A 23,801-nucleotide genomic window follows, 5' to 3' on the forward strand; every position below is an offset into this window, starting at 1 on the left:
ATGCTCGGATCGGTACACTAGCCCACAGGGATCAAATATGTCTAAATTGAACACGGGAACAATTATTATTCCTGAAGACATGAGTGACAATTGGCAAAAAATCGTCAACCTACTCGCAGAGATAGTTAACGTCCCTGCGGCATTGATTATGCGAGTTCACAAGGCACACATTGAAGTGTTCTCAGCCAATAATAACCGTAATCATCCTTATCATGTCGGAGATAGCGAAAGCTTAAATCAAGGACTCTACTGTGAAACGGTTGTCAATGAAAACCGCCAACTTGTTGTGCCTAACGCAAGTGCCGACAAGAAATGGTGTACTAACCCCGACATGAAGTTTGGCTTGCTCGCATACTGCGGCTTACCTTTACGTTGGCCTAACGGTAACATGTTCGGTACAATCTGCGTGCTCGATGATAGAGAAAACCCTTTTGCTGACACCTATCAACAATTGCTCGTATCATTTCGCGATTCTGTTGAAGCGCAGCTTAAAACACTTTACCAAAATCACTATCTTCAACAGCTTAACCTCGAGTTAGAATCACGAGTAAACACACGTACTCAAGATTTGGTTGATCTTAACTACTCGTTAAATATAGAAATTGATAAAAGACGCGCCGCAGAACGAAAAGTACGCTACCAACAGTCGCATGACCTAGGAACCGGATTTTTAAACCGCAATGCGCTAGAAATTGAAGCACAGCAACTACTCGACACCCTACCTTTAGCAGCACATCTGGAAACACATTATAAAATCGGATTACTGCATATTGGCTTTACTAATGGGCGCAGAATACAAGCTAAATATGGTTACGGTGCATGGGAAGGCATCCTCAAAGAGTTCCGCACTCGCTTAATCCAACACACACAACTTGATGTCGTCACCGCCAGGCCTTCGTCTACTGATCTAGCGTTTCTATTTAGAACACACCACTACGACGATGACATCAACACCTTATGCAAAGAGTTAGTCGAAGTCAGTCAAACTGAGTTTACTGTTGAAGGCGAACACCTTCACCTTCATAGCTATATTGGGGTAACTAGCTCTGACGATACCCAATGCTCTAAATCTTTACTCAAATACGCGGCAGAAGCGATGCAGTCTTGTAAAGACTCGGGACATAAATTTAGCTTCTATTGCCAAGATATTTCGGATACGCAAAAAAACATCAGTCAGCTTGAAAGCTATTTACTCCAAGCAGTACGTAATGATGACTTATTGCTCTATTTCCAACCAAAAGTTTCGCCTTTAACTCATCGTTGGATTGGTGCTGAAGCGTTACTTCGCTGGCGCCACCCCATTCTTGGCGATATCTCAAACGAAACACTCATCCACCTCGCGGAGCAAAATGGTCTCATCTTCGAAGTGGGCAGTTTTGTTCTCCGCTCCGCGATACAAAAAGCCGCAGAATGGGCAATTCATGTTGATGATTTTAAAGTCAGTGTCAATGTATCTGCCGTACAGCTTCAGAGCCCGCAATTTGTCAACCAAGTTCAAGACTTACTCATAGCTTATCAGCTACCGGCTCACTATCTCGAACTAGAAGTGACAGAAAGTGGTCTGATAGCCAACGAAGTCGTCGCTCGTAACACTCTGATATCTTTAAGCGAGTTGGGCATCACCCTGTCACTCGACGATTTTGGTACAGGCTACGCGTCATTTAATTACTTAAAGAAATTTCCATTCGATGCAATTAAAGTTGATAAAAGCTTTGTTCATCAACTGTCACATAGCAACGAAGACAAGGAAATCGTGCGATCTATCATTTCAATTGCAAAGAAACTCAACCTAAAAGTCACTGTTGAAGGTATTGAAAACTCGGAGCACGAATCGTTCATCCTTTCTGAAGGGTGCGATATTGGTCAAGGTTACTTATACGGTAGACCTATGCCCTTTGATGAATTCGAAACTCACCTTCTAAACCAAAATAACCTATCGCCGAAGTTCTCATATTCGTAAACACTCCACTATTGCTTTACTCCTAGACGAGCGATTTCTATAATCCTCGTCTTTCTCGTTTCCACAATAGAGTTCAATATGGATCAACTATCCGCCGCACTAAAAAAAATAGAAAAACAAAACTACCACGCCTATCAACAGATTAAAGGCCAGTATGATTTTGGCGATTATGCTTTCCATATTGATTACGTACAAGGTGACCCATACGCCTCCGCATCTCGCGTGCGGGCAATACGCCCTTGGTCACTAACAGGGCTTGTCTGGATACGTGATAAGTCACCATCTTATCAAATTGCTGCTCGCGACTTTATCGCGCGTAGTTTTGCGCAGTTTGCTAAGCAAGACAGTAGCATCAGCATCGCGTTAACTGGCCAAACAGTGCTGGATAACACCGCCGTATTATTTACTGAGCAAGGAATAGAGTTAAGGTTTAGAGTCAATCTACCTGCTGAAGGTCGATCTGTACTGGGCAAAAAAGCAGATAATATCTTAACTTTTCATTTGCCTAAGTTTATTCGCAAAGCGACACTTGAGCGTGAAATAGATAAACAAACGCTGATTCAACATTGTGAAGCAATAGAAGACCAAACTGCTCTTCGTGCTCAATTAGAGGAAAATGGCTTACTAGCGTTTGTGGGTAATGGCGCAATATTGCCCCGCATATCAGGCAATTGTGACCTGCCTATGAAAAATGCAGTCGAGTTTATCGCCCCTAAATCGTTGGAAGTAACTTTAAACGCCCCTAATCGTGGTGAGATTAAAGGCCTGGGTATTCCAAAGGGTATCTCGCTAATTGTTGGTGGTGGGTTCCACGGTAAATCAACTTTGCTCAATGCGATTGAACGCTCTGTTTACAATCATATTCCAGGTGATGGCCGCGAGCTGGTTGTGACCAATGCACTGGCTATGAAAATTAAAGCGGAAGACGGTCGCTGCGTTCACTCACTCAACCTTTCAAATTACATTAATCATTTACCTATGGGCAGAAAAACAACCGACTTTTCTACCCAAGATGCCTCGGGCTCAACCTCACAAGCGGCGTGGTTACAGGAATCGATCGAGTCTGGTGCCAAAGCAATCTTGATTGACGAAGATACCTCGGCCACCAACTTCATGATCCGTGACGAGCGAATGCAGGCGCTAGTGAGTAAAGGGGCAGAACCGATTACTCCTCTCGTCGATCGTATTGGCCAACTTAGCGAACAATTAGAGATTTCTACCGTTATTGTCATGGGAGGATCGGGGGATTACCTTGATGTCGCTGATACCGTAATTCAAATGCATGACTATCAACCCGTAGACGTAACTGAAAAAGCTAAACAAGTGGCCGAACTTCACCCTACCCTGCGAAAAAATGAAAGTGAAGCAAGTCTTGAGTCTTTTCGTCCTCGTGCCTTCAACTGCGGTGCGTTACAGAAAATGCTCGCTGAAGGCAAGTTCAGAATTGCCGCTAAAGGCTGCGACTCGTTAAGGTTTGGTAAAGAATACACTGATTTAACTGCCCTCGAACAATTAGAATCAAACAACGAACTTAACGCGATTGGTTGGGTTTGGTTTCAGTTTGCTCAACAGCCTGGCTGGTCAAATATCCCAGCAAGAGACATCGCTCAGTATCTGAATGACGATTGGGATAAGTGTATGCCAAATCAAGGTGACTTAGCCAAACCTCGCGTTTTGGATGTTATGGCGGCACTCAATCGTATGCGTAAGTCTCAATTCAGCGCATCTAAATAGTATTTAAAACGCATTCATTGTATAAAGCGCCCGTTGTTTGGGCGCTTTATTATGTGGATAAAATGAGTCTTACTTTACCTACTTCAAACTTGATTCTTCGAGACTTTACCCTTTGTGACATTCGACTTTATGTTGAACAGTGCCAAGACCCCAAATATCAACGCTTTTATAACGTGGAAGACTGTTCAATAGCAAAGAGCACCTACCTAGCGAACCTGTTTATTGAGCAAGCTAATTACTATCCAAGAACCCAATATCACCTAGCCATCGAATGCAAGTATAGCGGAGAGTATTTGGGCCTCGCTGCATTACGCTTAGAGGCCAATCATCAGGCTTCAATTGGCTGCGGTTTAACTCGGTATAGCCAAGGAAAAGGCGTGAGTGAAGAAGCCATGCAAAGCTTGATTCACTTCGGCTTTACTGAACTTGGTGTAAAACGAGTCTACGCGGAAACCATTTCCAAAAATAAAGCGGCTATTCGACTCTGCCAACGTGTCGGAATGAAGATAGACACAGAACGTGTTAATGATCGTTTCTTTAAAAACAAATGGTGGAACACAACGGTTTTAACCCTAGCCATAAATGAGTTTGGTTAATGGCGTAGCACATTCCAGGCTTCACACAGTATTCTAAATCTATCACTGTCTCCATTGTCCCTATCTGGGTGCCACTTCAATGCTAACTTGCGCCATGTCTTACGAATCTCAGACCGTGTTGCATCATGTGGTAACTTAAACAAGCTCAAGGCTTTGGCACGATCCATCTCTTTACCGTTAGTACTACCGACAAATTCACGATATCGACTCCAGAACTCATTAAGAAGACGTTTGACTTCTCCTTCATCAGCCTCGTAGTTTTTCCAATGGATGTAGTAATCCCTTAATGGATCGTGATGATCCACCTCATGGCCGGGAACTTGATGAGATGGCATAAGGATAATATCCATTGCCTGTACCTGGAGCCAGTTATCGGGATAAAGCGTTTCCTGAAGTTGGTATAAAGCATTCATTATCAGAAAGTTGCGTTTGAACAGGTCCTTTTCTGGGGACTCATCAAGCAAAGGGATAAAACCAAGATCACCTAGATGAGACGCCAAAGTGTGCACCTTCCATCCGCTTGACTTTTTCCTTAGTACTTCAAGAATTGGCCAAAGCAATGGGTTTTCCATGTATTGCTGAAACTGTGCTGTGAGCTCTTGTCGTTCTTGCATAAACTACTTAATCTCCTTCCTATTCACTAAATGACATAAAGAACCTTTTGTCGAGTTTCTGCTACGATAAATGTCGCCTGAGCCATAAAAAAAGAGCCGCTCTCGCGACTCTGTTCCTATTCGTTTTTTAGATAACGCCCAGTTCGCGCAAACGTTCCATAAGGTAACTATCTGCGGTATGACGCTCTGACAACACCACTTCTGGCTTAGGGTGTAAGAACAGTGGTAGTGAGATTCGTGACTGCTCCTGACGCGCCCCTGTTGGATTAATTACGCGGTGCGTTGTAGACGGAAAATAGCCGCCCGACGCCTCTTGTAGCATATCTCCAATATTGATGATCAAGTTGCCAAAATCGCAAGGAACATCTAGCCATTCACCCTCTTTGCCTAACACTTGCAATCCAGGCTCATTCGCCGCTGGTAGCACCGTCAGCAAGTTGATATCTTCGTGTGCAGCAGCGCGAATAGCTCCTGGTTCTTCATCACCGGTCATTGGTGGGTAGTGAAGAATACGTAGTAGTGTCTTGTTGCTTCCATTGATCATGTCTGAAAGTGCAACAGAGAACTTTTCTTGAACTTCCGCAGGAGCGTGAGCTTCGACCCAACCTAAAAGCTCTTCAGCAAATGCATTCGCTCGGTTGTAGTAATCCATGATTTGCTCTTTCAGCTCTTCTGGCATTTGGCCCCAAGGGTAAACGTGGAAGTACTCTTTAATGTCTTTAACTGTGTGGCCCTTTGCCACTTCAGAAACACTCGGTGGGAAGTAGCCGTCTTGGGTTTCAACGTTAAAATGAAATTCATTTTTACGCTCAGACATAAAGAAGTTGTACCAATTCTCGTAAATAGACTCAACGAGCTCTTTTGGAATTGGGTGATTCTTTAGAACACCGAAGCCTGTTTCACGTAAAGACGTAACAAACAGTTCGGCAGCATTTTCCGCTTGATAATCGACAGTTTCCAGTTTCATGACTTTTACTTTCTAATCGTTATGTATATGAGCAAACGATTGTAATTGTGACAATTTGGTAAAGCAAACGATAAGCCACGGGTGACAGTCATTTGGACATAGAGTGTGCAAAAAGGCTAAATTCCAACAGTATTTGTGACTACGTGCAGATTTTAGCCGCAAATAGAGCAGTTGAAAGCCGTTATATTATCAGTCGTGAGAGAAAGCCTTTCAGCAGCGGGTATTCTCTTCAATCCATGCCAAGTAAGGGTTAAATCCTTCGACAAATGGGATTTGAACAATCTGCGGTACTTCGTATTCATGGATGGACGCGATAGCTTGTTCAAGTTGCGCATAACAAGCCTTTGTGGTCTTCATAATTAACAATGTCTCATTGTCGCAACATACTTTCCCCTGCCACAGGTAATGGCTTTCAATCGGCATCGTTTGTATACATGCAGTAAGTCGCTTACCCAACACAGTGTTAATGATCTGCTTGCAGTTTTCACGGCAATTGGTCGTGGTGAGTACAATACAAAATGGACCATTCATTACGATTCCTTACTTCTGTACGATGACTGGGTAATCATCATTGACAAGCTCTTTGACAAAACTTGAACCACTTCCAGTATAAGCGATCCAGACTTTTTTCTTCGCTCGGGTGATGGCCACATAGAAAAGCCTTCGTTCTTCGGCATAAGGAAATTGATCATTTGATTGAGTCAAGGCTCCCTCGACATGCAAAGCTTTCACTCTTGCTGGAAACTGACCTTCATCGACATTGAGAATAATCACAAAGTCTGCCTCTTTTCCTTTACTCGCGTGACAAGTCATAAACTCTATCGAGAGTAAAGCAAAGCGTTTTTGCCAATCTGAAAGCAGTTCAGGTTTGTGGTAATGGTTCCGCCCTAATAACAAAACGCTTTGCAACGATTTAGCACTTCGATTCAACTGATCAAGCACCTTCTCAACATTAGCAAGTGGCATTAGCGTGACTGCTTTTGCTTTTTGTTGTTTATGGCTATTTAACGCTTTCTCCAGTTGTGCGGGGTTTTGCTGCACAAACTGATTCGCCACCTCACCGATCCTATTGTTAAATCGATACGTCGTATCCAAGTAGTGAACTGTGGAATTTGGGAATCGTTCGGCAAAACCTGTTGTCAGGTCGACATCAGCCCCCGCAAACTGATAGATAGACTGCCAATCATCACCGACAGCAAACAGAACACAAGCCTCATCTTGATTGCACAGAGCTTCAATTAACGCGAGTCGCTGCGGGGAAATATCTTGATATTCATCAACCATGATATAGCGCCATGGTGACTTAAACTTACCTTTCACAACATATTGCGTCGCACGTGTAATCATCAAATTGAAATCGATATGGCCTTGTTCTTTCAATTGTTGTTGCCACGCTTGGTAACATGGCCATACCAATGCGAGCTCACTGTTAAGCCGTGTGTATTCATGATTTTCGACTAAGCGTTGTTGGATCTCTTTTTTCGTGGCGCCCATGGAGGCTAATTGCATCATTTGCTTTTCAAGCCAAGCAATAAGCTTGGGGTTTTCTACATGGCTCCCTAGTTCATCATCGCCTGCCAGGTAGGCAATTGGCCACTTAGATAAATGTTTTTGCCAACGCTTAAAGTTGGTAGGAGTCATCCAATGCTTTTTCAGCCAGTCAATACACCAGTTCTGGCGCTGATTGTCGTTCAACGCAAGCGGCGAAATAGTGACATCACTTTGTTCTACTTGATTTAAGATCTGTAAACCAAGCTTATGAAAGGTACTAACCTTAGCGGTTTTTTCACCCGCTCCAATCTTATTGCTTAAACGTTGGCTCATCTCTTCAGCGGCATCTCGACCGAACGCTAACATAAGAATGTCTTCAGGGCGCGCCAAATGGCTTTGTAACAAATAGGCCACTCTCGCCGTTAAAACACTTGTTTTTCCGGAGCCAGCCCCCGCCAGTACCAAGTTATTGTCATCGTTAAGCAATACTGCACGCTTTTGAGAATAATTCAGTGGAGACGACTCGATTTGTGAAAACAGTACTTGCCAATTCTCTAGCTCGTTTTCTATCCAGCTCTCGTTTCTTGCATTTAACTCAGTGTCAGAATTATCAATCCAAGGCTCGACAGATGCCATACGCTCAGGCATACGCAGCTTTGCATCATTAAGCGTCATATTCATTGTCTGGAAGTTATGTGAAATTTGCTCGCGCCACTTTGCGACTTTTGAATGTGTCAAAAATGACGGCTGAAGATGAAAGCGTCGAACACTCTCCTCCCACTGAGGTAAATACTCGTTCAATTGTTGGCATTGGTGTCTGTGCCATTGCTGATAGGCAGCCACAGCATATCTGGCAAACTCACGGCACTTATTTAACGGGAGACCTTGAACCAACCAAGCTCTTTGCTTTCCTTGATGTTCATGGGCGAAAAACAGCAGCCCGCCCCAAATAAGGCCACTTTTAATCTGTACGCGACCGCTCCAAACATTAAATGGTATATGTTCTTCACTCATTTCAGAACCAAGAATGAGAGAGTCTGAAGCAATCTTTATATGATAGTATTCGTGCTGAATAAAAAACTGTGCAGTCTTGTTTGCGGTTAGCTGCATTCTTTTAAGCCTTTAATCTGTCTTATCAACATCATAACGCAATTAAATTTGCTTTTGACAAGTTTCCGGCAAAATTTGCAAGTAAGAGTTCTAAATTAAAACACAATTTAGTCAATATCTGACTGACGTTAATCCGTCAATCGGTAACCTGTATAAAACTCAAGCAAACTCTATAGTATCTTTATTTGGATCAGGTCGTTACCATAGAAGCTGTGCTAATTTAGCGTCAATTACCAAAACATAGTTATCTGATAGTGAATTTATTAAGTCAGCTTCGCCATTACTGGGCAAACAAAACGTTCAACTATAGTTTACTGATACTCGTCACTCTTCTTGGCGTTGTCATACCTACATGGTACCTGCAACTTAATTCCCTCATTGTCCCTCTAATTTTGGGAGTGATAGCCGCTGCTCTAGCTGAAAGTGATGACAGTTTTACCGGACGTTTAAAGTCTCAATCGCTAACCTTGGTCTGTTTTGCCATCGCAGCCTTATCAATTGAGATGTTGTTCAGTACACCTTGGCTGTTTGCCTTAGGGCTTTTTATCTCAACTTTCGGGTTTATTATGCTTGGCGCAGTTGGACCTCGCTACGCCAGCATTGCGTTTGGTTCATTGTTGATCGCGATTTACACCATGTTGGGTGCCCACGAGAGCACCAATATCTGGTTTCAACCATTGATGTTGTTAACAGGTGCAAGCTGGTATTATTTTTTATCTATGGTTTGGCACGCGCTATGGCCAATGCAACCCGTACAGCAAAATCTGGCGAACGTGTTTCTTCAGTTAGCGAACTACCTCGACTCAAAGAGTCAGCTTTTCTACCCAGTTTCTAACCTAAAACCGCAACCATATCGCATAGAAGAAGCCAGACTGAACGCCGCCACTGTCCATGCCTTGAACTCCTGTAAAGCAACCTTTTTGGCACGTTCTAAGCGTGGTCATGTCGATGGAGCAAGCGATAGATTCTTAAACACCTACTTTCTTGCCCAAGATATTCATGAGCGGATCAGCTCTAGCCACTATCGTTATCAAGAATTAGCGCAGCACTTTGAGCGTTTTGATGTGCTGTTTCGATTTAAACACCTGCTGCAAAATCAAGCTAAGTCTTGTCGAGATATTGCCAAAGCAATCCGACTAGGCAAAGAGTATCAACACCGCGATGACTCTATTATCGCGCTTGACGAGTTACAAAACTCGCTGACCTATTTAAATGAACAAGACAATCCGCAATGGCGCTCATTGCTCGCGCAACTGAGCTATTTGTTCAATAACCTAGCTACGGTCGAAAAGCAGCTCAGTAACGTCAATAATCCAGATGCTAATAAGCTAGAAGAAGAAGTATTGGATGACACAGAAGCCCATAACCTAAAAGTCATGTGGCAGCGCATTAAATCTAATTTTTCTAAAGATTCGATGTTGTTTAGACACGCTGTTCGGATGTCCATCGCTCTAACCCTTGGTTATGGAATTATTCAAGCTTTAGACATAGAACGGGGATATTGGATACTGTTGACCACACTATTTGTCTGTCAGCCAAACTATAGTGCAACTCGGCAAAAACTCGTCGCTCGCGTACTCGGAACCTTTGCGGGTATCTTTATTGGTGTTCCATTACTCACCTTGTTTCCATCTCAAGAAAGCCAGCTACTGCTGGTAGTCATTTCGGGTGTCGCTTTCTTCGCATTGAGACTAGCAAATTATGGCTACGCAACTGGTTTTATTACTGTTTTGGTGCTGTTCTGTTTTAGTCAATTGGGTCAAGGCTATGATGTAATATTGCCTCGAATCACTGACACCCTGATTGGCTGTATCCTTGCCGTTGCTGCCGTGACCTTTATTCTTCCCGACTGGCAATCGAAAAAACTCCACAGAGTTATGGCTGACGCAATTGGCGCGAATCAACATTATTTGGGGCAAATCATTGGGCAATACCGAGTCGGCAAAAAAGACAGTCTTAGCTATCGAGTGGCACGACGTAATGCTCATAATGAGGATGCAAACCTAACCTCAGCAATCAGCAATATGCTCGCAGAGCCAGGCCGTTACATTTCGGCCATTGACGAAAGCTACCGATTTTTAACTCTGAACCACGCGTTGCTAAGTTACATATCGGCTCTTGGCGCTCATAGAACAAGAATTGCAGACGAACACACACATAAGCTTATTCTCGATGCTCATCGTGTCATACATCAACATCTGAGTGTCCTTCACACTCAACTCAACGAACAGTGTGACAATTGCGATACCAGCGGCATAGACGATCCCGTACTCGAACAACGACTCGCAGAGTGGCGGGAAGAAGACGATAGTTCTGTAAGAATGGTGCTACAGCAACTTCATTTGGTCTATCGAATGCTGCCTGAATTACATTCGTTAGCCAGTAAATTTGCAGCGCGAGTAGTACATAAACCTAACTAATAGACCTGCGAGCCATCATATTTACTAGTTATTCATACTAACTCGCTTACTTATTTTTAACATCCTCTGACATTATTCGGACAAAAAGCCGACAGCGTCAAAATAAAATTACTTGTACATTATTAGTACGAGAGTAAGACGATGAAAGGAGACATCTCTTACCTGTATAAGTCCGATAGCTCATCGATTAACAGGTGCAAAAATATGACTCCACAACAATTTGAAGCAATGAAAGCTCAAATTAAATCACTTACGCCACAACAATTGCGTATGCTGAGAGGCGAAATCAACAGTAAACTTGACGGCGACGACAGAATAATCGTCAACGATGAGGAGTTGCAAATGATCTCAAGTTTATTTTCTTAGCACAACTTGCCCAAAATGCAAACACACCTTAAGCTTTAATTAAGGGAGGTGCTTATGCCTGTTTCTTCTGTGCAATCTGGCTATCAAATCATTGATATGTCATCCAAGATGGCCGAAGATGCTGCGCATGAAATCCAGCGTAACCAACAACTGCAATCGATACCAAAAGACAATACCTATGATTTCAATCAAGTTGAATTTAAGGTTACCCCACCACCGTCAGATATCGAATCTTTAACTAAGCTAAATAGTGCTCAGCAATATAGTAAGATCGGCACCAATGTGATTCAAAGAGACCAAGAGATGATTGGGACCTTACTCGACATCCACGTTTAACTGGCTCGAAATTGTAGCAATCCATTAAGCAACCATTGTGTTCCCTACTCTATGCGCTAAAATGCTCGCAAATTTACTGTTTTTAATCGTAATGCCGAAATTAAACCTTGCTCGAAAAGATAAATCTCTCTTCACACTACCAGACTCAAACGGCGAAAAATTAGAACAAAAACTCAGTCCCCGCTTTGGCAAACCCGAGCTACGGCTTACACCCAGCCCCTATATATCTGAAAAAAACTTGTCTAAACGCTGGTCAAAGTTAAATACGCTAACCGATCAATCAGCCTTGCTTGATGAACACACGCTAGCCAATGCTAACTTGTATAATAAAAACATCGAACATTTTATCGGGACAGTGAAACTTCCCGTAGGGGTTGCTGGTCCACTCCGAGTTAATGGACTCCATGCCAATGATGATTTCCTCGTACCACTCGCCACCACTGAGGCTGCCTTAGTCGCATCATATAACCGCGGAGCTCAGTTAATCACCATCGCGGGTGGTGCAAGCACTATGTTGATCAATGAAGGGGTTACGCGTACACCAGTGTTTATGTTTGACTCACTGGTAGAAGCTGGTCAATTCGTTGCCTGGGTGGTCACCCAGTATGATCATTTTAAGCACATTGCTGAATCAACAACCTCGCATGGAAAGCTACACGACATCAACGTCAATATTGAAGGTAACCATGTCTATTTGGTATTTGAGTACCATACTGGTGATGCCTCGGGGCAGAACATGGTCACTATCGCTACCAACGAAGTCTACTGCTTTATTTTGGCACACTCACCCGTTGAACCAAGCGAGGCATTTTTGGATGGCAACCTATCGGGAGACAAAAAACCCAATTCGCATACTTTGCGTCATGTGCGTGGTAAAAAAGTGACCGCTGAAGTGCATTTGAGCAAAGAGCTAATTGAAAAGTATTTACACACTACTCCAGAAAAGATGATGCGTTTTGGACAAGTCACCACAACGGGCTCCGCGCTCAGTGGCGGAATCGGTGTAAATGCCCATTATGCTAACGCACTTGCCGCTCTCTATATCGCTTGCGGGCAAGATGCAGCCTGTGTATCTGAGTCTGCAATCGGAATCACGCGCATGGAAGTCAATCAACAGGGTGGTTTATACGCATCTGTCACCTTACCGAACTTAATGATCGGTACTGTTGGAGGCGGAACAGGGTTGCCGACGCAAAAAGCATGTTTAGATATTATGAAACTACATGGAAATGGCAATGCTAAAGCACTTGCTGAAGTAGCTGCAGCGCTCTGTTTAGCGGGAGAGCTTTCAATTGTGGGGGCCTTTTGTGCCAATCACTTCTCGCGTGCTCATCAAAAGTTGGCGCGGTAACTAGCCCTCCAATATTTTGCGGTTTCAAGGGCATCATATTCAGATAATGATGCTCTTTGTTTCACTCTACCAAAGAATAGTGATGTTCTTTGAAATAGACAAAGGCTTTGTTTAACGCCGCCTCTTTGATCGGTTTCACGATCACGTAATTAGCGCCAGCTCTTAGAAACTCGTTTCTAGTTTCTTGCATCCCATCCGCAGTACAAGCATAAATTGGCACAGCCAGTTCGAGGTCATTACGAATGATCTCTGTTGCCTCTATTCCACCAAGATTCGGCAATTGGTTGTCCATTAGCACCAGAGAGATAGAACTGTCGCTTTTCAACATCTCAATGGCATTGATACCATCTTCGACCCAAGAAACTTTCATTCCATATTTTTCACAAAATGCCTTGGCTATAAAAGCATTGGTATGATTGTCTTCAACCAATAACACATGAAGGGGTTCGCTGAACAATGTTGCTGGTTCAGCCTCTAGATCCCCAACACTGAATACTTTTTCTTTGCCAATTTGCAGTGGCATTTTAACAGAAAAACGTGTTCCCCTGTCGACTTCGCTGTCAACGGTTATCTTACCTTCCATGATCGATACAAGACTATGGACAATGGCTAATCCTAACCCGCTTCCACCGTACTCCCTCGTGGTTGTCGCCTCCGCTTGTACAAAGGGTTCGAAGATATCTCTTAATCGCTTGTGCTCTATTCCTATCCCGGAATCTTGCACGTCTATCGACAATAGATATCCATTATTTTTAAGCTCACAATTTAAATCAACTCGAACTTGTCCCTGATGAGTAAATTTCACTGCATTGCTTACTAAATTAAAGATTATCTGGTTCAAGCGTACCTGATCACTAAACACCCACATTTTGTCATCGATATTGCTTGCAACAATGAAGTTAACCTCCTTGCTGTCGCAAAGAGGTTTAAATATCTTGTCGACCGTCGTCGTGAGCTCCAAAAGGCGGAAAACTCTATTCTCGATATGAAACTTACCTTGTTCTATCTTAGAAAAATCGAGTATATCGTTAAGCACAGCTAGTAGGTGTTCTCCGCTATTACACAAAATGTCCATATGTTCGACATCTTGTTCGTCTTCCATTTTACCTTTTAGCAACTGTGAGACACCAAGAATGCCATTCAGTGGCGTTCTAAGCTCATGACTCATTCGAGCAAGGAAATCAGCTCGTGCTCTTGCTGATTCCTCTGCTTGTTCACGCGCCGCTTCACTTTGTCTCTCAGCTTCAATAAAGCTGGTGATATCTTGCCCCTGAGCCATGATATGAGTAATGTTGTTATCATTGGATATCGGAGATAAATTCCAGCGGAATGTCTTGCTCGCGATCGTTGTATTGATGCCAGTTAACGTCGCCCCTTGTGCACACATTCTAATATGCGGCCTTAGGCTGTCGATCAGCTGCTCTTGGGCACGACCTTGGCGAAATGATCGCTCCGCTGCAGGGTTAAACCTGTTTAATTCACCATTGGAGTCCCATAAAGTAATGGGAGACAGTGAGAAATTAAACAAATCCGCAAATTGTTTTTCTTGCTCATGTAATCGCTTGAAAGAACGCTCGAATGAGCTCGCAATTTGATCAAATTCTTCAATGCTAGACCCGTCAAACTTAGTCACCTTCTGTTCTTGGATTGTTGCATCTGTGTAACGCATCAAGCTTTGGAGTTCATTTGAGACCCTCTGCCCTAGCCAAACCCGGGTGTAAATCGCGATCCCGACAACGAACATTGCCGTAACCAAGATCCACACATAATGGCTTTGTACAAAAGCCATTATGTGTTCGTTACTTTGCACGGTATAAACAGACAGAAAAGTCGGTACATTGTTTATCGTTACATCAGTTCTCGAAACCATATAACGACTCGCATTAAGCGACTTGGAAGATTGTTCTAACCACTCAATATGCTTAAAGCTTTGATTTTTCGTACTCGCAGCGATAACTTCCGAGCCAACAGCCAGCAATATTTCGTCCGCATTGCCCCCTTTCGCTATCGCATTAACAAGCGAGAAGTTATTATTTAAAACAATGCCAATATAGAGGTGCCCTACCACTTCACCAGAATTGATATCGACGATAGCAGTACGGCGCATTGCAAGATACCTCACCCCTAAAGATGAAGGCGTTTGTGAAATATGCCAATCCGGCCCCGTGCTCATCTCTGCACTCAAATGGTTTATTTGGCTTTTCGAAATACCATAGAATTGAAAATTGCCATCGTCCCAGATCAGATTATCGTTACTGCGTATATATCGAAAATCAGGTGCAACATCCGGAGATAGTTGGTCAATACTGTTGAAAAAACGGTCTAGTGACTGAACATTTTTTGCGAGAGCACCCTCGACCAATATCCGATTTCTGCTGTAACTATCTTGCGTAATCTCCAACGATTTCACTCGTAAGTTGAAGATCTCTTGAACAAGGCTCTTAGTTTGCTTTTTCGTTCTCGCGACCTCTTGAGCTACCACATCTCGGTTAACTTGGTAGTTCTGAAGCACAACAACAACAATCAATACGCCAATACACAAAAAAAGTGAATTGGTTAGAATCGTTGCGAGTTGGCGTTTTCTGCCATGTTCATTATTAAAACGCATTATTGATCAGAGTACCTAAATGCACGCTGCTTTAGTTTTTCGATACGCGCCGGACTATCCTTTTTAGTCACTAGCTCAAAATCTCCTGAATAAACGTGTGGTACACGACGATCTTCCAGATCCCATTTAATTGCTTCTGCCATTGCGATACCGGTATCGTCGTTCATACGCATCACAGTAACATCTAAGGTACCTTCATTGATTGCTTTCAGCTCTGCGGTTCCCCCACCCCAACCATTAAGCATTACATCTTGTCGGCCTAACTCAGCTAGAGCATCAGAGGCCCCTAACGCTACATCGGTTGAACAAGCATAGATAAACTTAAGGTTTGGGTCTTTATTTAGGGCAATTTTGGCAGTGTCATAGCCAGATTCGCGCGTTGCCTTAGTATAGAAAGATGAAGAGAGCTTATACGTGTCGTGATGGCTCATCTCCTCAATAAAAGTGTCTCCTCTTGCGTCACTGACGTAGCCTTCTGAAAAGTAAAGTACCGAGTAGCGGCTTTCTTTCGGTACGGAGCTTTTGTAGTACTGTTCGAGCACCTTTGTCCCTTTGATATGGTCAAAGCCAACATACATAAAGGGTTGCTGCTCGTCCCAAGCACGAACTGGTGTCGTGATATTCTGTAGAATTAACTTGGTATCAGTAGAGCTCAATACATGTTCAATGAACTTTCTGTGCCTTGTGGTATCTAGGGTAAAAATCAGATAATCAGACTTGTTTTGAACTGCCTCTAATAGCGATAAGCTTTGTTGCCTTACATCAACACTAGGACGAGTAAACACTTGGTTTATCTCGTAGTCAACTCCGAGCTTTTCCAAACGCATTTCAAATGCCTTGATGTTGCGAATCCAGTAGTCAGATACCTGCTGACCTGGGTATACGACCGAAATGGTCACTGGATCAGCCTGATGCACTGCCAATGGCGTCGGATATTTTCTCACCGTTTGACTTAGAGCTTCGGTTAATTGCTTTTGCTCTGGATGAGCATCAAGATATTCATCATATTGCCAATATCCGTTGAGGACTTGGGTGGTGTGTGCTGAAGCCGTAAACGTACACAGCGCAACTAAAGGCAATATCGCTTTTTTAGACATCTAGTTCTCTCTTAATTCTAGCCAAACAGAACATATATTTATTATATTAGAATTTTTCTATAACCAACGTAAATGAGTAAGCCAAGACTGCTTCAATATTATGCAACTTATTAATATTTCTCGGCTTTTCTCATTATGCCTAATCCACCTTAGAACGTAAAAGACAAATTCCCTGATACTCCAAATTGGTTATCTCCTGCATAACTACCTGCTAAATCGATGCTTACTAAATCGCCAGGGCTAATCCCAATACCGAGTGTAAACGAATCATCTAGGGTATCTTCAATATCAAATTGGTAACCCCCACGTAACTGCGCCCAGCCAAACGCATTGCCTTCAACACCTAACCGCAAAAACTGTGTATCATCTGCGACATTCGTAAATCTTTTTTGCTTGGTTAGATCCCAGTCAATCGTCGCGGTTAGATACTCCATCGTGTAAGCTCCCGATGCAGTAACTTGAGTATTGAGCTTATATGTACTCACACCCGCAATATCGAGGGTGTCAATTTCTTTGGAGAACAGGTCTTTTATCGCCACACCAAGGCGGTAATTATCGACAAACCAAATTGCACCTAAGTCAAGGTTAAAAGTGTTACGCTTGGTCTCACTTTCGTCGTAGTCACTTACATCAAAATCCTCGACAGAGAGACTTTGCTTATAGGTTTTTAACTGTTGGTACTTAGGACTAACACCAATCGAAATATCTTGCCCTTTAAACGTTAACCGCTTAGCAAACGCGATACCAAACTCCGTGTAACCAAATGCAATCATGTCTACAGTTGAAGACTCGTAGCGAGTTTTAACCGCTGTTGGTGTATCGCCGCCGTTTACTGCTATTTTTTGAGAAGCGACCACTTCTGCATAGCCTCGTGAAAAGACATTTGCGGAAACGATATCTATTGGGAATGCTACAGCAATGGCTAGCCCACCAGTGACAGAAAGCGGTTTGTTATCGGATAACTGGGTTAAGTAGCTATTCAACTGAGCAGCTTGAACGGGATCGGTACTGCCACCACTTTCAAATGCTTTAATCGTATCTTGAAGGCTATCAATAGTGTCAAGTGACTCATCGGTATCTCTTAATGTTGCCCCAATAGCTGGAACAAGTAAGCCAAAGTCGTCTTCGTCTCTATGCACTGCCGTTAGCGCCGGGTTGTAAAATGGGGCAAGGACATAGTCTGCACTCGTTACTCCAGTGTTGCCCATACCGTTGCCTCTTCCGTCCGGTACAACGGTCGCAGCCTGAACGGATGAAAGGACAACTAAGGGACCGACCACTACTGATAGTTTTGATAATTGATTCATATCCATATCAACCTTTTTGATTACTCATAATCAAGATTAATACAATTTCAAGATATTGTTGGATAAGCAATCAATTGGTTGCTTATTATTCAATTGTAAGACGCTGTTGACTTGTGATGAGTTGCTCTTTTTTCTGCTTAGATAGGCGTTTGATTTGATATTCGAGCTTAGAGGCACTACTACGATTGTCGCCGGCTCCTTGATACCACTCTAATATAAGCGGTCCTTTTCCTTTTAGTGCTTTAGCACCCGTTCCTTGTTGATGTTGCTTAAAGCGTCGCTCTACATTAGTGGTAATGCCGCAATAAAGAGCATTGTTGCGCATTCGAATCAGGTAAACGTACCAATTCGAACGCGCATCTTTATCATTCGATACTTGTTCCAGCATTAATTGGTTAGCTGCTCAACTAGCGCACGCAATTCAGAGAGTTCCACCTTAAGGCTCGCTACCTCCTGTTCTAACTGTTCAAATCGACCACTGCTACTGCTTGCTTGAGTGAATGTTGAGCTCATTAATACCTCCACATCCACTTCGCCACTGAATAGGTGCATGTAGCGCGATTCGCGTTTTCCAGCTTCACGCGGCAATTTAACGACAAGCGCACCATCTTCTCTGGATGCCATTCTATCAAGTACAGATTCTAACTCTTTTACATCAACAAATTCTGCAAGCCTGTTAGTGCGTGTACGGAGTTCTCCTGGAGTTTGTGCACCACGAAGCAACATACAGCACACTATCCCTTTTTCTTGTTTTGTTAGTTTGAGGTCACCAAACTCTGTGTTGCAAAAACGATGTTGATATTTGTTGGCACGGCTGTTGAATCCGCTTTCATCACTAACCAGCCTGCGTGCAGTTAAAGCATCTACCGCGTCTTGGACTTCTGCATCGCTCAAAGACATAACAGGTTCACGGTTGCTTTTTTGGTTACATGCGGTTGTTAAACTATTGAGTGTAAGTGGATAGTAGTCGGGTGTAGTGACTTCTTTCTCGATAAGACAACCAATTACACGCGCTTCAATAGGCGTAAGCTCGATATTCATGTTACTTCCTTATTCTTGTTCACAAACACTGCATCAGTGCTCGGAGAGGATGGGAACTTTCTTGATATTTCCGTTCTCATCTATCATCACTATTTTGCTACGGTTTAGCTCTACTTCAGTCATCTCTTGCTGAGCACGCTCTTTTCTATAAGCATCAAGCAACTTCTTTGATCGGTGAATCTGTTCATCAGACTCAACCACAGGGATAATGATTTGTGACGTCCTCATTTTGTATTACACGTTGGCTTTCAATGTTTAAATCATATCTCGAAGTTTCATTCGTCACAATCAGATGCCAACAGATTGGTGATAAAAGCGTCAACGTACTGTAATGATTGATCTTAGGGCTGTTCTCACACTGATTGTTGTGATTTAATCTTTGTTAGTTATTCAAAAATTAGGAAAGGGACCTATGAGTGGTGTAATTGAAATCGTGTCTCAAGCACGTCGTAAGAATAAGCTAAAACGTGAGCTTATTGATAATGAAAAGAAAGTACGCGATAACCGTAAACGTGTCGACCTACTAGAAAACCTGATTGATTACATTAAGCCAGATATGAGCAACGAAGAGATCGTTGGCATCATCAAAAACATGAAAGCGGATTACGAAGACCGCGTTGACGACCATATCATCAAGAGCGCGGAAATTTCAAAAGAACGCCGTGACATCAGCCGCCGTATCCGCGAGTTGACTGAAGAAGATAAAGTTATTCAAGGTAAGAAAAAGTAAGTTTTTCACCAATCGAATGCCAAGCCTACACTTACGTGTGGGCTTTATTTTTTAGCTTAATATAGTAATAGCCAACCAACATGAATGGTTATAATATTTCTGCAAACAACGTAAAACGTTTGCGTAATCGCTAACCTTCTCCGTTCGTATTTTTCGGGCTTTTATCACATATTTAGCCTTGTTATATTTCACACCAGTTAATCATTCAGACCATTCGAGGCACGGAGCTTCCTCACTTATCTCAAGACGAGAAGAATTGGTACCGACTAAGTTCGGCAAAAATTATAGAGGGTCAAATTATGGATATGGTTGAAATTTTAGGTTACGCAGCATCAATTATGGTTGCGATTTCACTAACAATGAAAGACATCGTTAGACTACGAGTTTTAAACTTCATTGGTTGTGCATTATTTACTGCTTACGGGCTTATGATTGATGCATGGCCTGTCGTTGTAACTAACGGCTTCATCGCATGCGTTAACGTATACTTCCTTGCAAAAATGCAAAGCGAAAAAAAAAGCGAACAAGTTAAAAGCGCCGCTTAACTAAGCCTAACTATTTAAAAAAGCCCCAGATTAGACAGCTAATCTGGGGCTTTTCGTTATGTATAATTTGCTTGAGTCACTTTCCAACGACAAAACGCCATGACTGAAAAGCCAAGGCGTTGCGGACAAATCATATTATTGTATCTACAGGATTGTAAAACCTAACGTCCTTAATTATTGGCAACAATAAACAGGACTTCTACTCGTCGGTTACACGCTTTGCCTGTTTTGGTTTTATTGCTACAGGCGGGTACATATTCGCCATAGCCACGGGTGAATATGGAATCCATCGCAACATTGTTACGCACCAACTGCTGTTTGACTGCTGTCGCACGCTTTACTGAAAGTTTGTCATTCAATGAAGGAGCACCAGTGCTATCCGCATGTCCGTCGATAACGATATCGATACCAGGCTGCGTCGCGAGGTAGCTTCCCATCATGTTCAACCAATATTTAGAGTCTGGTGATACGTGTGATGAGCCAGTATTAAACTTTATGGTGTCTTTGAGTTTAACCATAACGTGATTCCCTGGTAGTATTTCATAATCGACACCGTTGCTAACCAAAAAGCTCTGCAGATCACTGTAGCTTTGTGTTCTCTGCTGCCCCATAGGTCCTTTCACACCAGACGAAACAATTACCGGCGCTACACCCCATTCAGGGTAGCGAACTTCAAAGTCAGATGTCGGTGCAGTATCGAGAAGATCACCACCTAATAGAGTCATGTCCTTTGGTAGGCTGCCACACCCTGCAAGTGCGAGAATTAAAGGAAAGATTAAGTACTTCATTGATTCACCGTAAGTTCCATGCCGATACATTATCTATATCGGCAATCTCGCTGTTACTTTAGCCAACAGGCAAACTTTTTTTCTTACATGTTAAATGTAGTGGCTATCGCACATTCCTTATTCAAATTTCATCTTTCGAAATACAATTATCATTCAATCCTCTATGGGCGTAGTTTCGCTTCGGCTTCGGAACAAGTAGAATCTATACACTGATAATTCACGAGTAAACGAATTAAGCCACGGGGCTTTGTTTACCTGCGACAAATAGAGAAACCAAATGAAAAAGATTGCGTCATTTCTGATAATTGTAGTTGCGGCCTTGATCGTAGGCTGTTCCGATAACTCTCAACCCGTAGAGGGAAAACAATACCAACAATTGCCGACCAACCTCTCAACGTTTAAGCTTCCTCAGGTGACAGAGGTTTTCTCGCTAAATTGTGGTCATTGCCGTCAAATGGAAAACGAAATTCCCGAGATAGAGAAGCTAACAGGCCAAAGCATCGGCAAAGTTCATGTGACCTTCAATGAAAGCGCTCAAATTGGAGCGATGATTTATTATGCCGCTGAGATGCAGTTAGGTAACAAGCCCGATCATACCATGATGAGCGAAATGTTTACTGCAATTCAAATGGGAGACGGTGCAACTCCGGCAGAAAAAAAGGCTGCACTGGATTTGGTTTTCCACAGCCGCGACTTGATCAGCCCATATGACTTTAACGAAGAGCAGCAACAACAGCTTTTTGCTGCCATGCAAATTGCCGACGATATTACGACCAAAGGTCAAATTAACGCTGTTCCTACTTTTATTGTAAATGGCAAATACCAAATCATGACTAGCGGACATCAGGATGTAGCGGGCATTGCCAGCACAATTAATTTCTTACTTACTCAACCTTAATTCAACGGATAGTATTTATGTCTAAATTTGTTTTCCCGATTATTATTTTTATATTAGCGGGCTTTTTCATCTACCGTACGTACACAAACCATAAGGCAAGCGAATCTAACTTCGCGGCAGGTCAAGCTTTCTTACTCGAAAATGAAAAGAAAGAATCGGTTGTAATGACGGAAAGTGGTCTGCAATATGAAGTTCTGCATAAGGGAGAGGGTACTGAGCATCCAACAACCACAAGCACAGTAAAAGTTCACTATCACGGTACGCTAATTGACGGTACTGTTTTCGATAGTTCTGTTGAACGTGGTGAGCCAATCAGCTTTAAGCTTAATCAAGTGATAAAAGGCTGGCAAGAAGGCCTTACCTACATGTCTGTAGGTGACAAGTTCCGTCTGTATATCCCTAGCCCACTTGCATACGGCAAGAACGGTACTGGCCCTATCCCACCAGCGGCGACTCTGATTTTTGACGTTGAGCTACTAGAAATCCAGTAGTTGGATTACGCCACACGCACAAAAAAGCCAATCAACGTTTCGCTGATTGGCTTTTTATTTGTTCATATAACCTCAGCCAACAGCTAAGCAAGCTGCTCTTGCATTAAGTGGCGTTTAATAAACTCAACGTCAGCTTGATAGAAATCATCCAATGGAATTTCTTCTGGCGACATCCAATGAAACGTCTGCTTCCTATCCGCCTCTAACGCAAGTGGCTCTTGCTGCTCACTTGCATTGAAAATTGCGTAATAGATGCGCCCACCAAAATCGTTTATCGCACTGAACGTAGCGGAGTGTTTAACACTTTTCATTTTGGTTTCTTCAAATAGCTCGCGCGCTGCGGCATCGGTACCTGACTCGTTGTCATTGACAGCCCCGCCTGGAAACTCAAAAACCATACCTTTCTTCGCTCTATAGCGCTCTTGAACCAGTACTTTGCCATTTTTACGTACGACAGCCATCGACAGGTGTTTCATATATGACTCCTTTCTCGTTATGTTTTCGTAACATCGCCACTTGTTCGTTTAATAGGGGGAGTGGTAGCAGATGTTCGAATGACCGACCATTTTCGCGAAAATATTAACTCAATCGCATAAAATTCCCACACGTAAACGACAAAAACATGATCCAGCAATTAAAAAAGCCAGCACATTATTCGAGTGCTGGCTTTGTAATTAGTCAATTAGTCGGGCTATTTATGTTTATCTTGAATGTATTTCTGGCTAACATCGACGACTGCGACATCTTTGAAAAAGCTGCGCCCGAGTAGCAACGGGAAAGTAAGATGCGTTCTATCAGCTAGGGTGAAGTCTGTTTTTTCTTTTAGATCACCAAGTTGAACCCAAGCTTCGACAACAGCCCGTTTATGGGTATCGTCAGTGCTAGATTGTCGAATTTTAACCCAACGTTTCACCGGAAGCGCGATTTCTTTGCTCTTGATTCCATCGTGCTCAACCTTAAACTTAACCCAGTCTTTACCGTCGCGCTCAAACGGGACGATATCGATGGCACTGACAGAAGAAGTTGTCGCCCCCGTATCAACACGCGCTCTAAAGCTTTCCTCAAGCCCAGGAACGTATACCCATTCTTCTGCACCTAGCAGCAATTTACCATCAGGGGTTTTCTTAGGCTGATCTTTAACGACGGGCGGCTTTGGTTTTTCTTCAGGTTTAGCTGACTTTTCAACCTCTTTTTTAGGTTCCTCTACCTTTGGTTTTTCAGCCTCTTCTTTCGGCTGTTCGACTTGTGGCTTCTGCTCTGGTTCGACGGGCTGTTGTCCTGTGGTTGAACACGCCATCAAACCACCACTTAAAAAAAATGGAATCAGTGTTTTCCACGTTTTATTCATTTG

General features: G+C 43.0%; 24 protein-coding genes. 11 read left to right on the plus strand and 13 right to left on the minus strand.

Annotated features, from left to right (window positions below; genetic code table 11):
* The first annotated feature begins 37 nt into the window (after positions 1 to 37).
* The 3 genes from ZX61_RS19385 (at position 38) to ZX61_RS19395 (ending at position 4,290) form a co-directional block, all read left to right on the plus strand.
* Complete coding sequence (locus ZX61_RS19385) at positions 38 to 1,960, plus strand: sensor domain-containing phosphodiesterase (RefSeq protein WP_049846241.1); 1,923 nt, start codon at positions 38 to 40, stop codon at positions 1,958 to 1,960.
* A 78-nt stretch (positions 1,961 to 2,038) separates the two neighbouring features.
* Positions 2,039 to 3,694 carry an ABC-ATPase domain-containing protein gene (locus ZX61_RS19390; RefSeq protein ID WP_049846242.1) on the plus strand — a complete coding sequence of 552 codons (1,656 nt, stop codon included), beginning with the start codon at positions 2,039 to 2,041 and terminating at the stop codon, positions 3,692 to 3,694.
* 62 nt (positions 3,695 to 3,756) lie between these two features.
* Positions 3,757 to 4,290, plus strand: coding sequence for a GNAT family N-acetyltransferase (locus tag ZX61_RS19395; RefSeq protein ID WP_049846243.1), 534 nt, complete (start codon positions 3,757 to 3,759; stop codon positions 4,288 to 4,290).
* On the opposite strand, the gene ZX61_RS19400 is transcribed toward ZX61_RS19395, so the two are convergent.
* From ZX61_RS19400 to helD, 4 genes are all read right to left on the minus strand, one after another.
* Positions 4,287 to 4,904 (minus strand): DNA-J related domain-containing protein, encoded by a 618-nt coding sequence (locus ZX61_RS19400; protein ID WP_049846244.1) that lies wholly within the window; start codon positions 4,902 to 4,904, stop codon positions 4,287 to 4,289. The two genes, ZX61_RS19395 and ZX61_RS19400, sit on opposite strands and share 4 nt — an antisense overlap.
* Before the next feature lie 127 nt (positions 4,905 to 5,031).
* Positions 5,032 to 5,871 carry an isopenicillin N synthase family dioxygenase gene (locus ZX61_RS19405; RefSeq protein ID WP_049846245.1) on the minus strand — a complete coding sequence of 280 codons (840 nt, stop codon included), beginning with the start codon at positions 5,869 to 5,871 and terminating at the stop codon, positions 5,032 to 5,034.
* Between the two features lie 210 nt (positions 5,872 to 6,081).
* Positions 6,082 to 6,402 (minus strand): divalent-cation tolerance protein CutA, encoded by a 321-nt coding sequence (cutA, locus tag ZX61_RS19410; protein WP_049846246.1) that lies wholly within the window; start codon positions 6,400 to 6,402, stop codon positions 6,082 to 6,084.
* Between the two features lie 9 nt (positions 6,403 to 6,411).
* A complete protein-coding gene (gene helD, locus ZX61_RS19415) occupies positions 6,412 to 8,472 on the minus strand; it encodes a DNA helicase IV (RefSeq protein WP_049846247.1) in 2,061 nt (686 codons plus the stop codon).
* Positions 8,473 to 8,726: 254 nt separating this feature from the next.
* Between helD and yccS the strand changes: the two genes are divergently transcribed.
* From yccS to ZX61_RS19430, 4 genes are all read left to right on the plus strand, one after another.
* Entirely contained in the window at positions 8,727 to 10,892 is a 2,166-nt protein-coding gene (gene yccS, locus ZX61_RS19420; RefSeq protein WP_049846248.1) for a YccS family putative transporter, read from the plus strand.
* A 204-nt stretch (positions 10,893 to 11,096) separates the two neighbouring features.
* The gene (locus ZX61_RS24395) at positions 11,097 to 11,258 is read left to right on the plus strand and encodes a hypothetical protein (RefSeq protein WP_167350311.1); all 162 of its coding nucleotides are present in this window, start codon (positions 11,097 to 11,099) and stop codon (positions 11,256 to 11,258) included.
* A 54-nt stretch (positions 11,259 to 11,312) separates the two neighbouring features.
* Positions 11,313 to 11,594: a hypothetical protein gene (locus ZX61_RS19425; protein WP_049846249.1), complete on the plus strand. Its 282-nt coding sequence runs from the start codon at positions 11,313 to 11,315 to the stop codon at positions 11,592 to 11,594.
* Positions 11,595 to 11,685: 91 nt separating this feature from the next.
* The gene (locus tag ZX61_RS19430) at positions 11,686 to 12,945 is read left to right on the plus strand and encodes a hydroxymethylglutaryl-CoA reductase (RefSeq protein WP_049846326.1); all 1,260 of its coding nucleotides are present in this window, start codon (positions 11,686 to 11,688) and stop codon (positions 12,943 to 12,945) included.
* Positions 12,946 to 13,006: 61 nt separating this feature from the next.
* On the opposite strand, the gene luxQ is transcribed toward ZX61_RS19430, so the two are convergent.
* The 6 genes from luxQ to ZX61_RS19460 form a co-directional block, all read right to left on the minus strand.
* Positions 13,007 to 15,553, minus strand: a complete 2,547-nt coding sequence (gene luxQ, locus ZX61_RS19435) for a quorum-sensing autoinducer 2 sensor kinase/phosphatase LuxQ (RefSeq protein WP_049846250.1) — start codon at positions 15,551 to 15,553, stop codon at positions 13,007 to 13,009.
* Positions 15,553 to 16,650, minus strand: coding sequence for an autoinducer 2-binding periplasmic protein LuxP (locus ZX61_RS19440; protein ID WP_049846251.1), 1,098 nt, complete (start codon positions 16,648 to 16,650; stop codon positions 15,553 to 15,555). The genes luxQ and ZX61_RS19440 overlap by 1 nt, the downstream gene beginning before the upstream one ends.
* 149 nt (positions 16,651 to 16,799) lie before the next feature.
* On the minus strand, positions 16,800 to 17,957 hold the full coding sequence (gene traF / locus ZX61_RS19445) for a conjugal transfer protein TraF (RefSeq protein WP_049846327.1): 1,158 nt from the start codon (positions 17,955 to 17,957) through the stop codon (positions 16,800 to 16,802).
* A gap of 85 nt (positions 17,958 to 18,042) precedes the next feature.
* Positions 18,043 to 18,345 (minus strand): GIY-YIG nuclease family protein, encoded by a 303-nt coding sequence (locus ZX61_RS19450; protein WP_049846252.1) that lies wholly within the window; start codon positions 18,343 to 18,345, stop codon positions 18,043 to 18,045.
* Positions 18,345 to 18,998 (minus strand): YceH family protein, encoded by a 654-nt coding sequence (locus tag ZX61_RS19455; protein ID WP_049846253.1) that lies wholly within the window; start codon positions 18,996 to 18,998, stop codon positions 18,345 to 18,347. Before ZX61_RS19455 ends, ZX61_RS19450 begins: the two co-directional genes overlap by 1 nt.
* Before the next feature lie 33 nt (positions 18,999 to 19,031).
* Positions 19,032 to 19,226, minus strand: coding sequence for a hypothetical protein (locus ZX61_RS19460; RefSeq protein ID WP_049846254.1), 195 nt, complete (start codon positions 19,224 to 19,226; stop codon positions 19,032 to 19,034).
* 184 nt (positions 19,227 to 19,410) lie between these two features.
* On the opposite strand from ZX61_RS19460, the gene ZX61_RS19465 reads away from it, so the two are divergent.
* Together ZX61_RS19465 and ZX61_RS19470 are read left to right on the plus strand one after the other, a co-directional pair.
* The gene (locus ZX61_RS19465; protein ID WP_049846255.1) at positions 19,411 to 19,728 is read left to right on the plus strand and encodes a DUF496 family protein; all 318 of its coding nucleotides are present in this window, start codon (positions 19,411 to 19,413) and stop codon (positions 19,726 to 19,728) included.
* A gap of 299 nt (positions 19,729 to 20,027) precedes the next feature.
* Complete coding sequence (locus tag ZX61_RS19470; RefSeq protein ID WP_004749658.1) at positions 20,028 to 20,273, plus strand: YgjV family protein; 246 nt, start codon at positions 20,028 to 20,030, stop codon at positions 20,271 to 20,273.
* A gap of 170 nt (positions 20,274 to 20,443) precedes the next feature.
* Here ZX61_RS19470 and ZX61_RS19475 read toward each other — a convergent pair whose 3' ends face one another.
* The gene (locus ZX61_RS19475) at positions 20,444 to 21,061 is read right to left on the minus strand and encodes an OmpA family protein (RefSeq protein WP_049846256.1); all 618 of its coding nucleotides are present in this window, start codon (positions 21,059 to 21,061) and stop codon (positions 20,444 to 20,446) included.
* A 277-nt stretch (positions 21,062 to 21,338) separates the two neighbouring features.
* Here ZX61_RS19475 and ZX61_RS19480 point away from each other — a divergent pair, with 277 nt between their 5' ends.
* Both ZX61_RS19480 and ZX61_RS19485 read left to right on the plus strand, forming a co-directional pair.
* Entirely contained in the window at positions 21,339 to 21,959 is a 621-nt protein-coding gene (locus ZX61_RS19480) for a thiol:disulfide interchange protein DsbA/DsbL (RefSeq protein ID WP_049846257.1), read from the plus strand.
* Positions 21,960 to 21,976: 17 nt separating this feature from the next.
* A complete protein-coding gene (locus ZX61_RS19485; RefSeq protein ID WP_049846258.1) occupies positions 21,977 to 22,450 on the plus strand; it encodes an FKBP-type peptidyl-prolyl cis-trans isomerase in 474 nt (157 codons plus the stop codon).
* An 83-nt stretch (positions 22,451 to 22,533) separates the two neighbouring features.
* Here ZX61_RS19485 and ZX61_RS19490 read toward each other — a convergent pair whose 3' ends face one another.
* Both ZX61_RS19490 and ZX61_RS19495 read right to left on the minus strand, forming a co-directional pair.
* Positions 22,534 to 22,926, minus strand: a complete 393-nt coding sequence (locus ZX61_RS19490) for an NUDIX hydrolase (protein WP_049846259.1) — start codon at positions 22,924 to 22,926, stop codon at positions 22,534 to 22,536.
* A gap of 215 nt (positions 22,927 to 23,141) precedes the next feature.
* Positions 23,142 to 23,798, minus strand: coding sequence for an ATP-dependent zinc protease family protein (locus tag ZX61_RS19495; protein WP_049846260.1), 657 nt, complete (start codon positions 23,796 to 23,798; stop codon positions 23,142 to 23,144).
* Positions 23,799 to 23,801 lie beyond the last annotated feature (3 nt).

The sequence above is a fragment of the Vibrio sp. VPAP30 genome, from assembly GCF_001188205.1.
Taxonomy (GTDB): Bacteria; Pseudomonadota; Gammaproteobacteria; order Enterobacterales; family Vibrionaceae; genus Vibrio; species Vibrio bivalvicida.

Bases quoted from the DNA above. Each gene is read 5' to 3' on its own strand.
- ZX61_RS19395 (WP_049846243.1), top strand. From the start codon at position 3,757: ATGAGTCTTACTTTACCTACTTCAAACTTGATTCTTCGAGACTTTACC.
- cutA (WP_049846246.1), bottom strand. From the start codon at position 6,402: ATGAATGGTCCATTTTGTATTGTACTCACCACGACCAATTGCCGTGAA.
- ZX61_RS19425 (WP_049846249.1), top strand. From the start codon at position 11,313: ATGCCTGTTTCTTCTGTGCAATCTGGCTATCAAATCATTGATATGTCA.
- ZX61_RS19440 (WP_049846251.1), bottom strand. From the start codon at position 16,650: ATGTCTAAAAAAGCGATATTGCCTTTAGTTGCGCTGTGTACGTTTACG.
- traF (WP_049846327.1), bottom strand. From the start codon at position 17,957: ATGAATCAATTATCAAAACTATCAGTAGTGGTCGGTCCCTTAGTTGTC.
- ZX61_RS19485 (WP_049846258.1), top strand. From the start codon at position 21,977: ATGTCTAAATTTGTTTTCCCGATTATTATTTTTATATTAGCGGGCTTT.
- ZX61_RS24395 (WP_167350311.1), top strand. From the start codon at position 11,097: ATGACTCCACAACAATTTGAAGCAATGAAAGCTCAAATTAAATCACTT.
- ZX61_RS19480 (WP_049846257.1), top strand. From the start codon at position 21,339: ATGAAAAAGATTGCGTCATTTCTGATAATTGTAGTTGCGGCCTTGATC.
- ZX61_RS19465 (WP_049846255.1), top strand. From the start codon at position 19,411: ATGAGTGGTGTAATTGAAATCGTGTCTCAAGCACGTCGTAAGAATAAG.
- ZX61_RS19405 (WP_049846245.1), bottom strand. From the start codon at position 5,871: ATGAAACTGGAAACTGTCGATTATCAAGCGGAAAATGCTGCCGAACTG.
- helD (WP_049846247.1), bottom strand. From the start codon at position 8,472: ATGCAGCTAACCGCAAACAAGACTGCACAGTTTTTTATTCAGCACGAA.
- ZX61_RS19385 (WP_049846241.1), top strand. From the start codon at position 38: ATGTCTAAATTGAACACGGGAACAATTATTATTCCTGAAGACATGAGT.
- ZX61_RS19400 (WP_049846244.1), bottom strand. From the start codon at position 4,904: ATGCAAGAACGACAAGAGCTCACAGCACAGTTTCAGCAATACATGGAA.
- ZX61_RS19390 (WP_049846242.1), top strand. From the start codon at position 2,039: ATGGATCAACTATCCGCCGCACTAAAAAAAATAGAAAAACAAAACTAC.
- luxQ (WP_049846250.1), bottom strand. From the start codon at position 15,553: ATGCGTTTTAATAATGAACATGGCAGAAAACGCCAACTCGCAACGATT.
- ZX61_RS19475 (WP_049846256.1), bottom strand. From the start codon at position 21,061: ATGAAGTACTTAATCTTTCCTTTAATTCTCGCACTTGCAGGGTGTGGC.
- ZX61_RS19450 (WP_049846252.1), bottom strand. From the start codon at position 18,345: ATGCTGGAACAAGTATCGAATGATAAAGATGCGCGTTCGAATTGGTAC.
- ZX61_RS19455 (WP_049846253.1), bottom strand. From the start codon at position 18,998: ATGAATATCGAGCTTACGCCTATTGAAGCGCGTGTAATTGGTTGTCTT.
- ZX61_RS19495 (WP_049846260.1), bottom strand. From the start codon at position 23,798: ATGAATAAAACGTGGAAAACACTGATTCCATTTTTTTTAAGTGGTGGT.
- ZX61_RS19490 (WP_049846259.1), bottom strand. From the start codon at position 22,926: ATGAAACACCTGTCGATGGCTGTCGTACGTAAAAATGGCAAAGTACTG.
- ZX61_RS19470 (WP_004749658.1), top strand. From the start codon at position 20,028: ATGGATATGGTTGAAATTTTAGGTTACGCAGCATCAATTATGGTTGCG.
- ZX61_RS19430 (WP_049846326.1), top strand. From the start codon at position 11,686: ATGCCGAAATTAAACCTTGCTCGAAAAGATAAATCTCTCTTCACACTA.
- ZX61_RS19460 (WP_049846254.1), bottom strand. From the start codon at position 19,226: ATGAGGACGTCACAAATCATTATCCCTGTGGTTGAGTCTGATGAACAG.